The organism is Vicinamibacterales bacterium, from assembly GCA_036496585.1.
Lineage (GTDB): Bacteria > Acidobacteriota > Vicinamibacteria > Vicinamibacterales > 2-12-FULL-66-21 > JAICSD01.
The window spans coordinates 1-14858 of sequence record DASXLB010000060.1 but is presented as its reverse complement, the minus strand read 5'-3'; the positions used below and the strand labels follow the sequence as shown (position 1 = coordinate 14858).

12 protein-coding genes are annotated in these 14858 nt (G+C 68.3%); 5 read left to right on the top strand and 7 right to left on the bottom strand.

Annotated elements, in window-relative coordinates:
• Positions 1-110: 110 nt before the first annotated feature.
• From VGI12_17480 to VGI12_17465, 4 genes are all read right to left on the bottom strand, one after another.
• On the bottom strand, positions 111-2267 hold the full coding sequence (locus VGI12_17480; protein HEY2434470.1) for a hypothetical protein: 2157 nt from the start codon (positions 2265-2267) through the stop codon (positions 111-113).
• Positions 2268-2327: 60 nt separating this feature from the next.
• Positions 2328-2801, bottom strand: a complete 474-nt coding sequence (locus tag VGI12_17475) for a DUF305 domain-containing protein (protein HEY2434469.1) — start codon at positions 2799-2801, stop codon at positions 2328-2330.
• A 310-nt stretch (positions 2802-3111) separates the two neighbouring features.
• The gene (ligD, locus tag VGI12_17470; protein HEY2434468.1) at positions 3112-4410 is read right to left on the bottom strand and encodes a non-homologous end-joining DNA ligase; all 1299 of its coding nucleotides are present in this window, start codon (positions 4408-4410) and stop codon (positions 3112-3114) included.
• A 34-nt stretch (positions 4411-4444) separates the two neighbouring features.
• Positions 4445-5518 (bottom strand): ATP-dependent DNA ligase, encoded by a 1074-nt coding sequence (locus VGI12_17465; GenBank protein HEY2434467.1) that lies wholly within the window; start codon positions 5516-5518, stop codon positions 4445-4447.
• Positions 5519-5607: 89 nt separating this feature from the next.
• Here VGI12_17465 and VGI12_17460 point away from each other — a divergent pair, with 89 nt between their 5' ends.
• Genes VGI12_17460 through VGI12_17450 form a run of 3 tightly spaced genes read left to right on the top strand, consistent with a single transcriptional unit; the run spans position 5608 to position 9862 of the window.
• Positions 5608-6516, top strand: coding sequence for an AIM24 family protein (locus VGI12_17460; GenBank protein HEY2434466.1), 909 nt, complete (start codon positions 5608-5610; stop codon positions 6514-6516).
• A gap of 6 nt (positions 6517-6522) precedes the next feature.
• Positions 6523-7419: an AIM24 family protein gene (locus VGI12_17455; GenBank protein ID HEY2434465.1), complete on the top strand. Its 897-nt coding sequence runs from the start codon at positions 6523-6525 to the stop codon at positions 7417-7419.
• A 31-nt stretch (positions 7420-7450) separates the two neighbouring features.
• Complete coding sequence (locus tag VGI12_17450) at positions 7451-9862, top strand: ABC transporter permease (protein ID HEY2434464.1); 2412 nt, start codon at positions 7451-7453, stop codon at positions 9860-9862.
• 18 nt (positions 9863-9880) lie between these two features.
• On the opposite strand, the gene VGI12_17445 is transcribed toward VGI12_17450, so the two are convergent.
• A complete protein-coding gene (locus VGI12_17445; protein HEY2434463.1) occupies positions 9881-10897 on the bottom strand; it encodes a YpdA family putative bacillithiol disulfide reductase in 1017 nt (338 codons plus the stop codon).
• A gap of 80 nt (positions 10898-10977) precedes the next feature.
• Here VGI12_17445 and VGI12_17440 point away from each other — a divergent pair, with 80 nt between their 5' ends.
• Positions 10978-11451, top strand: coding sequence for a DUF3237 domain-containing protein (locus tag VGI12_17440; GenBank protein HEY2434462.1), 474 nt, complete (start codon positions 10978-10980; stop codon positions 11449-11451).
• A gap of 24 nt (positions 11452-11475) precedes the next feature.
• Positions 11476-12822: an MFS transporter gene (locus VGI12_17435; GenBank protein ID HEY2434461.1), complete on the top strand. Its 1347-nt coding sequence runs from the start codon at positions 11476-11478 to the stop codon at positions 12820-12822.
• 30 nt (positions 12823-12852) lie between these two features.
• On the opposite strand, the gene VGI12_17430 is transcribed toward VGI12_17435, so the two are convergent.
• Both VGI12_17430 and VGI12_17425 read right to left on the bottom strand, forming a co-directional pair.
• Positions 12853-13623: a hypothetical protein gene (locus VGI12_17430; protein HEY2434460.1), complete on the bottom strand. Its 771-nt coding sequence runs from the start codon at positions 13621-13623 to the stop codon at positions 12853-12855.
• 23 nt (positions 13624-13646) lie between these two features.
• Positions 13647-14807: an alpha/beta hydrolase-fold protein gene (locus VGI12_17425; GenBank protein ID HEY2434459.1), complete on the bottom strand. Its 1161-nt coding sequence runs from the start codon at positions 14805-14807 to the stop codon at positions 13647-13649.
• Positions 14808-14858 lie beyond the last annotated feature (51 nt).

The window sequence follows — 14858 nt, the reverse complement described above, 5'->3', positions numbered from 1 at the left end:
CGAGCGCGACCGGCACGGCAGCCGGCATCAACACAAAAGGCGACCACGTGACCGTGGTCGCCTTTCGTGTCAGCGCTGTCGGCCTGTTTCAGCCGCGCCGGGTACGAACGCTACTTCGTCGCGCCGGCGAGGTCGGTGACTGACGCGGTGAGCGTCTTCACCTTCGCCGGGTCGCCCGCCGAGGCGGCCGAAGCGGTCAGCTTCGTCGCCAGGTCGGTCAACGCCGTCTTGCGCGGGGCCCCCTTGGCGCGCTCGGCGCGATCGAGAGCGGTGCGGGTGGACGCGATCGTGTCGGTCGCGAGTCCCTTCGAGCGTTCGAGCTGATCGAGGTAGGCGCGCGACAGCGCGAAGCTGGGCGGCCAGACGAACTTCTGCTGGTCCTGGGGATTCCAGGTCGTCATCTTGACCGTCTTGGCGGCGTCGAGCTCGTTCTTCGAGATGAGCGGGCTCGGCAGCAGCTCGTAGATGTCGAGGCCGCGGGCGATCTCTGAGCTGACGATGACCCCGTTGTACCAGTAGGCCGACCAGGTGCCGCCGCTGATCATCCGATCGGCCGCGAGCGGACCACGATCGTAGAACGCGACTTCTTTCGGATGATCGACGTCCGTCCAGTCGAAGACCGAGACGCCGCCCTGGTACCAGGACTGCACCATCACTTCGCGGCCCGGGATCGGAATCAGCGATCCGTTGTGCGCGACGCAGTTCTCCTGATCGGTCTGCGCGGCCGGCATCTTGTAATAGCTGTGGAACTTCAGCTTGCCGTTCTCGATGGTGAAGAGCGCGTCGGCACCCCACTCGAGCTTGTCGGTCGCGCGGCACCGCGGTGCGCCGCCGCCGCCCCACTCGTCGCTGAACAGGACCTTGCTGCCGTCGTTGCTGAACGTCGCCGAATGCCAGAAGGACATGTTGGCGTCGGCCGCGAAGTCGAGCCGCTTCGGATTGATGACGTCGCGGATGTCGAGCAGCAGCCCAAGGCCGGCGCAGGCGCCGCCCGCGAGACCGATCTCCGGATACACCGTGATGTCATGGCACTGGTTCGGCCCAGTGGGCGGTCCCTGATTGCCGCGTCCGCGTCCACCAGCGGCTGCGCCAGCCGCCGCCGGCGCGCCGGGGGCACCGGCAGGGGGCGCTGCAGCGACCGGGGCACCGGCCGGAGGGGCAGCAGCGGCGCCTGGGGCACCGGCCGCAGGGGGCGCGCCGGCACGGCCGCTTACTAGGTCACGCTCCGGATTGCGGGGCGGCACCGGCAGCATGTTGAAGATGCGTGGCGAGCTGGCAATCGCCGCGTTCTGCGGCGCGGCCAGCGGCACTTTGATCACTTCGAGCCGGAACCGCGCGGTGTTGGGATCGTCGATGCCGCCGTCGGAGCAGCCCGGCAGCTCGTCCGGCGAGCGCACGCCGGCCGTCCCCGACACGTAGATGTAGACGTTGTCGTTGTCCCCCGGCTGCGTCACGACCGTGTGCGTGTGCGAGCCGCGGCACGTCTGGACCGTCGTCACCAGCTTCGGGATCTTCATGTTCGAGATGTCGAAGATCCGGATGCCGCGGACGCGTTCCTTGCTCACCGGTTCCGGGACGCCGCCGAAGGCGCAGTCGGCGCGGCTGCCGGTCGCTTCCGACGACATGAAGAGCAGGTTCTTGTAGACGGAGACGTCGTTCTGCGAGGCGGGGCAGGAGAAGACCTGCGCCAGCGCCGGCTCCTCGGGATTGGAGATGTCGTAGATGTCGAAGCCGTTGTAGTGCCCCTGCACCGTGTACTTGCCGGTGAAGGCAAGGTCCGAGTGCGTGGCGGGACGGGCGTTCGGATCCCCCCACTTGATCGGCTTTCCGTCGGGCGTCCTGCCCAGCGAGTTCTCGCTCGGCGGCGTCGACGAGATCATGTTCATGTTCCAGGCGGCCTGCCCGGCGTCCCACCAGCCGGCCTTGAGGCCGACGCGCGGATCGGGCGTGGGGACTGTGGCCGACACGATCGGAGTCACAGGTTTCGGCATCACCTTGGGCGGTGCGGGCGGCGGCGGCGGCGGAGTGCCGCGTCCGCCTCGGCCGGCCGGAGCGGCGGCGGCGTCCGCCGGTGCGGCGGCTGGCTGGCCCGCCGCTGGTGCGGCGGCCGGCTGCGCAGCGGCTGGCGCCGGCTGCTGTGCGGCAGGCGCGGCCGCCGGTTTCGCCGGCGCCGTCGCCGGCGGTTTGCTCGTGGTCGACGAACTGCCGCACGCGGCGATCACCATCGCCAGAGCGCCGGCCGTGAGTGTCCCTGTGATCCGTGACATCTCTTTACCTTTCTCCTGCTTCCGCTGTTGAACCGTTCGGTCTCCGCGCCCAGCGCTCCGCTACTCGCGCTGGAGCATGTCTTTCATGACGCTGATCTCGACGGCCTGATCGGCCTGGACGTCGTTGGCGAATTTGAAGACGGTCTCGTCCTGCGCCGCGCCGTAGCCCTTGAAGAGCACGTCGACCATGTCGATGGCGCCCTGATGGTGGCCGATCATGCCTTCGAGGAAGAGCCGATCGAACTCGGGGCCGCGCGCGCGATCGAGCGCCGCCATCTGTTCGTCGGTCAGCATGCCGGGCATGAGCATGTCGTGCTCCATGCCATTGGGCATTTTCATGTGATGCTTCGTCGACGTGCCGTCGGGCACCGCCTGGCCGCGATCGGACAGCCACTGCTGCATCAGCTTGATCTCATCGCGCTGCGCCACGACGATCCGGCCGCAGAGCGTCGCGACATCCTTGCGCGCGCCGTGAGAATCGCACCAACCGGCCATGATCACCGCCTGGGCATGATGCGGAATCATGCCTGACATGAAATCGATGTCCGCGTCGCTGAAGGGATATTGACCGAGGCTTGGCGGGGTCGCGTGCAGCCCTGGGCCGAGCGTTGCCTGTGGGCCTGGCGCGGCCGGCCCGGCCTGAACGGGTTTCGCGGGCGGCGCACTGCCGCAGGCCGCCGACAGAGCCGAGGCGAGCAAGCCTGCGGCAGCTACGGCCCGTGTTAGAGCCATCCATCCTCCTCGGTGTGCATGTTATGCGATCGAAGGAGCGAAGGATAGAGAAGTTCACGAAGGATCGCGAAGTTCACGAAGGATCGCGGAGTTCACGAAGGATCGCGGAGGTTCACGAAGGATCGCGGCGCGTCGAGCGTGGGCGCCTTGCAGTCGCTCCGCGGACCCAGTCCGACGCCGGATCTTCGTCGGGGTCGAGCGGTTCCTGCGGTGGGCGAAGCTCATCGGGTACGTGCTGCAGGTTGAGGCGGACGCGCGTCCACGTACGGTAGCGGCCTCGTTCGCGGTCGACGAGCACGTCGGCCGGCTGCAGGTGCGCCGCCGCCTCCGGGTGGCGCGCCTGCCAGCGCTCGAAACCCGCCATCGCGTCGGTCCTGTCGCGCGCGCGGCCGATGCTGATCAACGGAAACTTCGGCTCGCGCCGCCGCGACGGCGCGACGCGCGGCGCTTCGCCGGGCTGCTTGCGGTAATGCGGCGGCCACGGCGCGTCGCCGAGCCCCTCGCGCTCGTGCCGCGCCGACAGATCCAGCAACGCCTCGAGCGAACCGGCGTGGCGATCGATGTCCGCGTGACGATCGCCGAGCGTCGCGTAGCGCGCCGGCATCGTCGCCAGCGTGAAGTCACGCGGATCGCAGGCGGCGATCTCGTCCCACGCGAGCGGCGCTGACACGCGTGCGTCCCGCGTCGGCCGCACGGAATAGGCGCTGCACACCGTGCGGTCTTTCGCGTTCTGGTTGTAGTCCAGGAACACGCCGTGGCGTTCTTCCTTCCACCACTTGCTGGTCGCGAGCGCCGGGGCGCGCCGCTCCACCTCGCGGGCCAGCGCCAGCGCGGCCCGGCGGACTTCGCCGAACGTCCACCGCCGTTCGATCCGCACGAACACGTGCATGCCGCGCGAGCCCGACGTCTTCGGCCAGCCGGTCAGCCCCACATCGTCGAGCGCTGCCTTCACGACCGCCGCGACGTCTCTGATCTGCGGCCACTCGACGCCCGGCACCGGATCGAGATCGACGCGCAGTTCGTCAGGATGATCGAGATCGTCGTCACGCACGGGATGCGGATGGAGCTCGACGCAGGCGAGATTCGCCATCCACACGAGCGCCGCGGCGTCGCGAGGGACGACTTCCTCGGCGGTGCGTCCGGAGGGAAACGACAGCGACACGACGTCGATCCAGTCCGGCCGCGACGTCGGCGCGCGCTTCTGGTAGAAGTACTCCCCGCCGATGCCGTTGGGATACCGCACCAGTACGTTCGGCCGGTTCCCCGCCCCGCGCAGCGCGCCATCCGCCACGGCCAGGTAGTAGCGCGCCAGATCCAGCTTGCTGTGTCCGGCATCGGGGAAGAGTACCTTCTCCGGATTGCTGATCGCGATCTCGCGTCCGGCCGCGGTGAGGGTGACGGACTCGGGCACGTCAACAGCATACCGGCGCCGTTGCCCAGCCGCGTCAGCCCCTCGCTCCGAACACCCGCTCCAGCTCGAACGGCGTCGTCACCTCCAGCTGAGCGTAGGTACAGTCGGACGGTGGCTTGTCGGCGCGCCAGCGCTGGAAGAAGGCGGCGTGGCGGAAGCGGTCGCCCTGCATGTGGTCGTACTTCACTTCGCACACCAGTTCGACGCGGATCGGTTCCCACGACAGGTCCTTGCCGGCGCTCCACCGGCTCTGGCCGCCGGGCATGCGGGACGATCCGTCCTGTGCGGCCCATTCCCTCCATGGGTGATTCTTCAGCGCATCTGTTCGAAACGGCTCGAGCAGGGCGACCAGATCCTGACGTGTCTTCGTGCTGAACGCCGATGCGACGCCGACATGGTGCAGCGTGCCGGTGGTGTCGTAGAGCCCGAGCAGCAGCGAGCCGACGCGCGTCCCCTCGCTGTCCTTGTGCCAGCGGAAGCCGGCGACGACGCAGTCGGCGGTCCTGGCGTGTTTGATCTTGAACATGGCGCGCTTGCCGGGTTCGTAGCTGCCGCTCGCCGGCTTCGCCATCACGCCATCGAGCCCCGCGCCTTCGAACCGCTGCAGCCAGTCGATCGCGACCTCGCGGTCGCGTGTCATCGGTGTCAGATGCACCGGCGCCTTCACTTTCACGAGCATCTGTTCCAGTCGGGCGCGCCGCCGTTCGAATGGCAGCGTGCGCAGATCATCGCTGCCTGCCGCCAGCAGGTCGAACGCGACGAATGCCGACGGCGTCTCTTTCGCGAGCTTCGCGGCGCGCGAGGCTGCCGGATGCAGCCGCATCTGCAGCAGGTCGAAGTCGAGACCGTGCGGCGTCGCGATCACGATCTCGCCATCGACGACGCAACCGTCGGGAAGCGCGGCGATCAAGCCGTCGTGAAGCTCGGGGAAGTAGCGATCGAGCGGTTTCAGATCGCGGCTCTGGATGTAGACGCCGCCGCCGCCGCGGAAGACGAGGGAGCGGAAGCCGTCCCACTTCGGCTCGTAGAGAAACGCGCCGGCGGGAATCTCCTCCGCGGCTTTCGAGAGCATCGGCTCGATCGGCGGGGCGATGGGGAAGTCGGGCACGCTCCGATGATGCGTCCGGTACGGCCGGCTGGCAAGCGCCGCCCGATCCCGCGTTACTATAGGCCGTTCGATCGCGGAAGGATTCAGTCATGCGCACCTGTCCGACGTGTCAGCGTCCGGTCGCGGACGGCGACAACTTCTGCGCCGCCGACGGCACACGCCTCGCCGGCGCGCCTCCGCCGCCCGCGGCGGCGCCGCTCGAGCGGATCACCTGCGAGTGGTGCCGGAGCACGAACGAAGCCACCGCGCTCTCGTGCCACACCTGCGGTGCGCCGCTCACCCTCCGCAATCTGGTGAGCGAGTCGGGCTGGCGTGAGGCGCCTCGCCTGAAAGACATGACCGAATTCCAGTTCGGCGACAGCGTCTGCCAGATCGAGGGCGACATCGTCCCGGTCGCCGAGGTCAACCTCGCGGCGGGCGATTCCCTCTACTTCGAGCACCACGTCCTGCTGTGGAAGGACGCCGCGACGCCGCTCGGCACGCTGGCGCTCGACGGCGGGTTCAAGCGCGTGCTCGCCGGTATGCCGTTCATCATCAGCGTGGCGCAGGGCCCCGGGCGGGTCGCCTTCTCACGCGACGCCACCGGCGAGATCGTCGTGTTGCCGCTCCATCCCGGCATGGAGCTCGACGTGCGCGAACACGCGTTCCTGGTCGCCTCGCACCACATCAGCTATTCCTTCGTACGCGTCAAAGGACTGCGCAACATCCTCTTCGGCGGCCAGGGGATGTTCATGGATCGCTTCGTCACCGGCACGACACCCGGCATGCTCATCCTGCACGGCTACGGCAACGTGTTCGAGCGGATGCTCAAGGCTGGCGAGAGCATCCTCGTCGAGCCGGGAGCCTTTCTCTACAAGGATTCGAGCGTCACGATGGACGTCGAGCTGCAGCCGCTCACGAGCGGCTGGTTCGGCGGCACCTCGATGAGCCTGGCGCGGATGACCGGACCCGGCCGCGTCGGCATCCAGTCGATGTACGTCCACCACAACACGGAGTAGCGCGCGATGCCGACCGAACGCTCCTACACGTGCATTTGGTGCGGCACCACGAACGACGGCACCGCGCTCAGCTGTCCCGGCTGCGGCGTCGCCGTCGATGTCGCGCGCATCGTCACCCGCTCGGGCTGGGTCGAACTGCCCGGCCGCAAGGACATGGCGAAGATCCAGCTGGGGCAGTCGTCGCTCCAGATCGAAGGGGAGTACGTCCCGGTCGCCGACTTCGACCTCGCGGCTGATGGCGGCGTGTATTTCACGCATCACGTGCTCCTCTGGAAAGACACCAGCGTCCGGCTGGCGACGATGTCGCTGGCGGGCGGCTGGAAGCGCCTTCTCGCCGGGCTCCCGCTTGTGATGATGGAAGCGCACGGCCCCGGACACGTCGCGTTCTCGCGCGACGCGCCCGGCGAACTGATTGCGCTGCCGATCCAGCCGGGCCAGGCAATCGACGTCCGCGAACACATCTTCCTCGCCGCGACCCACAGCGTGTCCTACGAATGGTTCGACCCGCAGGTGTGGTTCACGACGCGCGAGGACAAGAACACCATCACGCACTATCCGACCGGACGGTTCATGGATCGCTTTGCCGCGCAGCAGGCGCCCGGCCTGCTGCTGCTGCACGCGGCGGGGAACGCCTTCATTCGGCAGCTCGGCGAAGGGGAGTCGATTCTCATCAAGCCGACGGCACTCCTCTTCAAGGACCCGACGGTCTCCATGCGGCTGCATCTCGAGTACCCGGCGGCGTCCGGCTCGAGCGGGTTCTTCGGGTCCGCGTGGCGAAGCCGCCACCTGTGGCTCACCCTGATCGGACCGGGCCGGGTGGCGATGCACTCCGCGTACGATCCGTCGGGCGACGAGGGGCACGCGATTCGGAGCATGTCGACGTCGACCGAGCAACAGTGGTAAACCATCGCGGCGGCCAGCCCGTCAAAGCGTCATGTCCACGCTCCCGGGCGATCTGCGCTACACCCTGCGCGCGTTCCGTCGCGACCCCGGTTTTGCCGCTTTCGCCATTCTGATCGCCGGCCTCGGGATCGGAGCCAGCGTCACCGTGTTCAGTGTCGTCAACACGATGCTGCTGCGGCCGCTGCCGTTCGATCGGCCCGGGCGGCTCGTCTGGATCGCGAACCACCAGTCGGCGGGGCTGTCGGGGCAGACGACGCAGGTGGGGCACATGCTCGATCTACGCGAGCGCAGCCAGTCGCTCGAGGCGGTCTCGGGCTACTTCGCCTTCTACGGCGTCGGCGACACGATGCTCACCGGCCGCGGCGAGCCGGAGCGGTTGAACGCGGTACCGGTCTCCGACAACTTCTTCCAGCTGCTCGGCGTCCGTCCGGAAATCGGACGAACGTTCACGGCCGACGAGGTGAAGGTCAACGGGCCGAAGGCGGTGATCCTCAGCCACGGGTTGTGGGCGCGCCGTTTCGCGTCCGATCCGGCGATCGTCGGATCGTTGCTGACGCTGAACGACGAGGCGGTGACGGTCATCGGCGTGATGCCCGCGTCGTTCGACTTCGGATCGGTGTTCGCGCCTGGTACGCACTTCGACATGTATTCCCCCTTCCCGCTGGCGCCCGAGACGAACCGGTGGGGAAACACCATGGCCATGATCGGCCGGCTGAAGCCCGGCGTCACCGTGGCGCACGCGGAAGCGGAAACGAAGACCATCGCGGCTCAGCTCATGCGCGAACACCCCGAGCGCAATTCCTTCGAGGGTTTCCTCACACCGCTCGCGGATCACGTCAACGGCCGCATGCGGCTCGCCGTGTGGGTGCTGGCCGGCGCCGTCGCCGCCGTCATGCTCATCGTCTGCGCCAACCTGTCGAATCTGCTGCTGGCGCGGACCGCGGCGCGGCAGAAGGAAATTGCGATCCGGACGGCACTCGGCGCCGGACGGCGGCGGCTGCTGGCGCAGATGCTGACCGAAGGCCTCGTTCTCTCCTGCAGCGGCGCGGCGCTCGGGACGGCGATCGCGCTGGCAGGCACGCGGGCGCTGGCGCACCTCGACGCGGTCAACGTGCCGCTGCTCGCCAGCGTCGGCGTCGATGTCCGGGTACTGGCGTTCGCGCTGACGCTGGCGCTGACGGCGGGGGTGGTCTTCGGACTGGCACCGGCGTTCGCGACGCCGGAATCGGCGTTGCACGACGCGCTGAAGGATGCGAGCCGCGGCTCGACCGTCCGCCGCACGTGGGTGCGGCACGCGCTGGTCGTCGCCGAAGTGGCGTTTGCGTGCGTCCTCGTCGTCGGCGCCGGCCTGCTGCTGCGCAGCTTCGTGCGCGTGCTCGACGTCGATCTCGGGTTCCGGCCCTTGCAGGCTGTGACGGTGCGCGTCGATCCCGACAGCGCCTATCCGACCCGCGATCAGAAGCTCGCCTATTTCAGTGACGTCCTGCGCCGCGTGCGCGAGATCCCCGGTGTCGAGGGGGCCGGCATCACCGACGCGCTGCCGCTCGGCAAGAACCGCACGTGGGGCGCGCGGGCGAAAGGCGTGACCTATCCGAACGGCCGCGGGCCGTCGGCATTCCCCCGCATGATCAGCGACGGGTATTTCGCCGCCATGGGCATTCCGATCAAGGCCGGGCGCGACGTCGCCGCCGACGACGGTCCGACGAGCGATCCCGTCATGGTGGTCAACGAAACCATGGCCCGAACCGTGTGGCCCGGCCAGGATCCGATCGGCAAGGTCGTGCTCGGGGCCTGCGCGCCCGAGCGGCGGGTGGTGGGCGTCGTCGCCGACGTCAAGCACCTCGCGCTCGAGCTCGGCTCCGGCAACGAGATGTACATTCCGCTGCGGCAGTGCGGCGATCTGCCGTCGAGCGATCTCGTCGTGCGCGCCACACTCGGGGAGGCGCAGTCGGTGGCCGCGATCCGGGCGGCGCTGGCACCGATCGTCCACAACATCGGCGGCAACGAGTTCCGGCCGCTGCAGACGCTCGTCGACCGCTCGGTGTCGCCGCGGCGGTTCACGCTGCTGATGCTGGGCGGCTTCGCCGTGTTCGCGCTCGTGCTCGCCTCGCTCGGCATCTACGCGTTGATCTCGTACTCGGTCAGCCAGCGCACGCAGGAGATCGGCATCCGGATGGCGCTCGGCGCGTCGGCAGGCGATCTCCAGGCGCAGATCGTGGCGCAGACGCTGACGCTCGCCGTCATCGGGATCGCGCTGGGCGGCGCCGCGTCGTGGCTGCTCGGCCGCTCGGCCAGCGGCCTGCTTTACGGGGTCACGCCCGCGGACCCGGTGACGTTCGGCGCGATGGTGGTGGTGCTGACGGTCGTCGCCGCCGTCGCCGGCTGGCTGCCCGCCCGCCGCGCGTCGCGCATCGATCCGCTCGTGGCGCTGCGCGCCGAGTAGCGTCCGCCTGCAGGGCGGCTACTCCTGCGTTTTCCAGTGAATCTGCTCGAACGGGATGCGCTCGACGGCCTCGCCGGCGATGTGTTCGGCGATCTGGCGGGCGTGGAAACGGCCGTTCTCGATGAACCAGCGGCCGGTCTGGTAGCCGCCGCACACCGTGCCGGCGATATAGACGCCCGGGCGCTGCGTCTCGAACGTCGTGTCGTCGTAGATCGGCGTCCGCCAGGCGTCGCCGGCGAAGGTGACGCCGAAGCGCTGCAGCAGATCGAAGTCCGGGTGATAGCCGGTCATGGCGAGCAGCCACTGGTTGGCGATCTCCAGCGGGCCGTCCGGCGTCGCGAGGCGCAGCGAGTCCGGCCGGATCTCCTGCACCGTCGTGTCGAAGAAGGCCTTGATGCTGCCTTCTTTGATCCGGTTCTCGAGATCGGGCTTGATCCAGTACTTCACCTTGTCCGAGATCGCCGCGGCGCGCACCACGAGCGTCACGCGCGCGCCGTGCCGATAGCAGTCGAGCGCCGCCTTCGCCGCCGAGTTCTTCGCGCCGATGATGGCGACATCCTGCGAGACGTACGGGTACGGCTCCTTGTAGTAGTGCAGGACCTTGGGCAGGTCCTCGCCGGGGACGCCGAGCCGGTTCGCGAGGTCGAAGAAGCCGGTGGAGAGCACGACGAACCGCGCGGCGTGCTCGCCGCTCGTCGAGCGCAAAGTGAAGCCGCCGCGCGCGCCGTCGATGCGTTCGACGCGATCGTAGAGCGATACCGGGATCTGTTCGCGGGCCGCGACGCCGCGGTAGTACTCGAGCGCGTCCTCGCGGGTCGGCTTGTAGTGCTGCACCGGGAACGGATAGCCGCCGATTTCGATGAGATCCGGCGTCGAGAAGAACTCCATGTTCGTCGGGTAGCCGAAGATGGAGTTGACAAGCGTGCCTTTGTCGAAGACGCGGGCGCTCAGGCCGCGGCGGCGGACTTCGATGGCGCAGGCGAGGCCGACCGGTCCCGCCCCGATGACCGCGACGTCGTACGGCAGCTCGGACATCCGCCTATTCTATCGGCTCGGAATTGCGCCGGTGTCTTCGTCGTGCTCGGCGGCCGATCGCCGCGCTACACTCGCGGGCGATGGCCCATGTCGATCCGGCGCCGCCGCGGCTGACGTTCGTAATGACGATCGACGTCCGCGTCGACAGCCCGGTCGACATCGGCGCGGTGCCGGGCGGACGGCGGCGGATCGTACCGATCCGCGGCGGCACGTTCGCCGGGCCCGATCTGCGCGGCACGGTGCCCGACGGCGGCGCAGACTGGCAGATCGTGCGCGAGGACGGACAGTCCGAGCTCGAGGCCCGCTATACGCTCCGGACGGATCGCGGCGACTTGATCTACGTCCGCAACACGGGCCTCCGGCATGCGCCGCCGGCAGTGACCGCCAGACTGCTGGCCGGCGAGCCCGTCGATCCCTCGCTCGTCTATTTTCGGACCGTGCCGGTGTTCGAAACTGCCGCCGCGGGCCTGCACTGGCTGACCCGGGCGATTTTCATCGGCGACGGCGAACGCCACCCCGATCACGTGGTGATCCGCGTCTGGAGGATCGAGTAGCGCAGCCGATGATAGGATCCGCGCTTGCCCGAATCGCCCGCCGGTCCGACTGAGCTCGAACGCCGGACGATCGGCCGAGTCTCGGCGCGGCTCGTCCCGTTTCTCGTCGCCTGCTACTTCGTCGCCTACCTGGATCGGGTCAACGTCGGCTTCGCGGCGTTGACGATGAACCAGGACCTGGGACTGTCGGCGTCGGCGTTCGGGTTCGGCGCGGGCGTCTTCTTCATCGCCTATTTCTTCTTCGAGGTTCCGTCGAACCTGCTGCTCGAGCGCGTCGGCGCCCGCCGCTGGATCGCGCGGATCATGTTCACGTGGGGCATCGTCTCGGGCGCGACGGCGTTCGTGCACGGAGAGACGAGCTTCTACGCCGTTCGGGTGCTGCTCGGGCTCGCCGAGGCGGGATTCTTTCCGGGCATCATCTTTTTCCTGACGCTGTGGTTCCCGGCGGTCTATCGCGCCCGCATCATCGGCGCCTTCATGGCGGCGATTCCGCTGTCGACGGTGATTGGCGCGCCAATCTCGGGACTGCTCCTCGGCCTGAACGGGGCGCTGGGCCTGAAGGGCTGGCAGTGGCTGTTCGTCCTCGAGGCGGTGCCCGCGCTGCTGCTGTCGTTCGTCGTCTTCGCCTATCTCACGGATCGTCCATCGGACGCGGCATGGCTGCAGCCCGACGAGCGCGACTGGCTGGTGGCGCGTCTGCAGGCGGAAGCGGCGACCCGCCAGGCCGCGCGCCACTACAGCGTCGCGGAGGCGCTCCGCGACCCGAAAGTGCTCGCGCTCAGCCTCGTCTATTTCGGCGCGACCGCCACGAACTACGGCCTGAGCTTCTTCCTGCCCCAGATCGTCAAGGCGTTTGGCGTGTCGAACGTGCAGGCGGGCCTGATTACGGCGCTGCCGTACGTGGCCGGCACGGTCGCGATCGTCTGGTGGCCGCGCCACTCCGACCGCACGCTCGAACGCCGCTTCCATGTCGCTGGCGCGCTGGTCATCGCGTCAGCGGGCATCGCGGTGTCGACGGCGCTCGGCGATCCGGCGCTGAAGATGATCGCACTGACGATGGCCGGCGCCGGGATCTTTTCCTGCCTGCCGATTTTCTGGACGCTGCCGACCGCCTTCCTCTCCGGGGCGGCGGCGGCCGGCGGGATCGCGCTCATCAACTCGATCGGCAACCTGGCCGGTTTCGCCGGTCCGTACGTGGTCGGCGTGCTGAAGGATAGAACCGGCAGCTATGCGCCGGGTCTACTCTCGCTGGCCGCCGCCGGCCTCGCCGCCGCCATCATCGTGCTCGTCCTGCCGCACGATCCGTCGCTCGAGCACGCGCCGCGCGAGGTTCGGTTGCGCAAAGGGCCGCAGCAATTGAGGATCCGGTGATCTCCGATCGGGTGAGCTGCAGAATCATCGTCATCGCGCCGTCCTGAAGTAGGCGGCGATGTCCTTCGCGACCGCGGCGTTTCCCGCGCCGAGATGGATGCCGTCGATGTGGTCCGCGCAGGCATGCGCCTCGAACCTGGGTGCCACGCTCACCAGATCCGGATACGCGGCGGCGACTTTCGCAAAGGCCGCGTCCACGTAGTCGGGAACATGACTGTCCTGGAGCGTCGCGTCATGATCGGTGCCGGAGCCCAGCGCCGGTCGCAATGGCGGCGTCGTCGTATGGCACCAGCCGTTCTGCGGGCTGCGGACGATCGTCATCAGATCGATGCGCCTGGCGCTGGGCCGCTTGGCCTGAATCGTCTTGATGGCGGCGGTGAGGTTGTCGACCCAGTCCTTCTCGGTCGTCAATTGCCAGCTCCACGCCTGATAGACGATGCGATCCGGCGCATCGCTGCCTGCCGCGCACTTCGCGATCTGCACGTTGTTGACGCCGCCGACAGGCGCGGGTGTCCAGACGTAGCTCTCGGGGTTCGCGTACTCGTAGACGTAGCCGTAGTGGGCGAATCGCCCGCCCCACTTGGGGGCGACGTCCGGTCCCAGCGCATCGAGGAACCCGGCTTTGAACCACTCGCCGGTCGTCATGAGCCCCATCACTTCGGTGCACGCGAACGGGCCGGTGGGCGGTCCGTTTCGGTCAACAACCGTGACGACGGGTTTCGTGACGTCCCTCTTGGAGGCCCAGAGCAGGCCCACACTGGCGGCCACGCAAAAAGCCAACGCGCCAATATGTCGGGTCATCTGATCACTCCTTCCACTTCGCGTCACTTCCAGAGCCACTCGAGCGCCTCGGGCAGCGTCTGCATTTTGGCGGCGCGATCGCCGTGTCCGGCGTTCTTCACGAAGAGGAACTGGTAGCGATATCCCTTCGCGGCCAGTACCTTCGCCATGTTCTGGTTGGCCACCACCCAGTCGTGCATGTCGTCGCGCATGGAGTTCGGGTTGTAGAGATCGTGATCCCCGACGTGCATCCAGATACGAATGGGCTTCGGCGGAGTGTTGGGGATCAGCTTCTCGTGGAACTGCCACGCGCCGTGCGGGGTGTCGGGGTTCGGCGGCCACTGCTGGTTGACGTACGTCCCTGAGTACGACAGCACCCGGTGGTACCACTCCGGGTGATACCACGCCATGATGAGCGCCGCCGCCGCACCCGAGCTCCCGCCCATCGTCGCCCGGCCTTCGGGATCCCTCGTCAGCTTCACATTGCACTGCTGCTCGACAAACGGAATCACCTCGGTCTCGACGAACTCCGCGTAGCGTCCGGACATCGTGTCGTATTCGAGCCCGCGCTGGCTGCCCTGCGCGTCGCCGCTGCCGTTGCCGATCGAGATCGCCACCATTGCCGGGACACGCTTCTGGAAGATCAGGTTGTCGAGCGTCCCGAAAAGCAGCGGATCCGGTCCGTCCGCCCCGATGATGAACGGCGCGGCGGTGCCGGCGACGTATTGCTTCGGCACGTAGACGGCGACCTTGCGCGTGTACGGTGCCGGATGGCTCGTCGTCACGATCAGCTTTGCCGGATCGTTCGGATCGGGCGTGCCGAACGTCCCCGGATCGCGCGCGATGCCGGGATAGATCTTGCTGTCCGTCGAGTTCATCGTGAGGTTGCAGACCGTGCCGGCCGGGACGCCTTCGGTCGGCTGCGTCTCGGGCGCGGGCACGTGGGTCGGCCCTACGATGAAGTTGCCGTCGGCGTCAGGCGGCGGCAGGGTGCCATCCGGCAGCTCGGTCGCGGTGACGTAGCCTGGCGTGTGCGGGTCGCGCGTCGGCGGTACGGGACGCGGCGGAGCCGGCGCGGTCGTCGTGGCGGGCGCGGACTGCTGGGCCGGGGCCGCTGGGGCCGCTGGCGCTTGCGCCAGAGTCAGCACAGGAAGGCCAATCGCGGCACAGACGAGACTCAGAAACAGGACGCGCTTCATGTTCATAACTGGTGCACTGTATCCCAGCGCGGCCGAGGGCCGGGCGGGCGGAGCCTC

What these genes read in the sequence shown, in the direction of transcription:
- VGI12_17480 (HEY2434470.1), bottom strand. Translation starts at nt 2,267, where the DNA reads ATGTCACGGATCACAGGGACACTCACGGCCGGCGCTCTGGCGATGGTG.
- VGI12_17460 (HEY2434466.1), top strand. Translation starts at nt 5,608, where the DNA reads ATGCGCACCTGTCCGACGTGTCAGCGTCCGGTCGCGGACGGCGACAAC.
- VGI12_17425 (HEY2434459.1), bottom strand. Translation starts at nt 14,807, where the DNA reads ATGAACATGAAGCGCGTCCTGTTTCTGAGTCTCGTCTGTGCCGCGATT.
- VGI12_17440 (HEY2434462.1), top strand. Translation starts at nt 10,978, where the DNA reads ATGGCCCATGTCGATCCGGCGCCGCCGCGGCTGACGTTCGTAATGACG.
- VGI12_17445 (HEY2434463.1), bottom strand. Translation starts at nt 10,897, where the DNA reads ATGTCCGAGCTGCCGTACGACGTCGCGGTCATCGGGGCGGGACCGGTC.
- VGI12_17475 (HEY2434469.1), bottom strand. Translation starts at nt 2,801, where the DNA reads ATGTCAGGCATGATTCCGCATCATGCCCAGGCGGTGATCATGGCCGGT.
- VGI12_17450 (HEY2434464.1), top strand. Translation starts at nt 7,451, where the DNA reads ATGTCCACGCTCCCGGGCGATCTGCGCTACACCCTGCGCGCGTTCCGT.
- VGI12_17430 (HEY2434460.1), bottom strand. Translation starts at nt 13,623, where the DNA reads ATGACCCGACATATTGGCGCGTTGGCTTTTTGCGTGGCCGCCAGTGTG.
- VGI12_17455 (HEY2434465.1), top strand. Translation starts at nt 6,523, where the DNA reads ATGCCGACCGAACGCTCCTACACGTGCATTTGGTGCGGCACCACGAAC.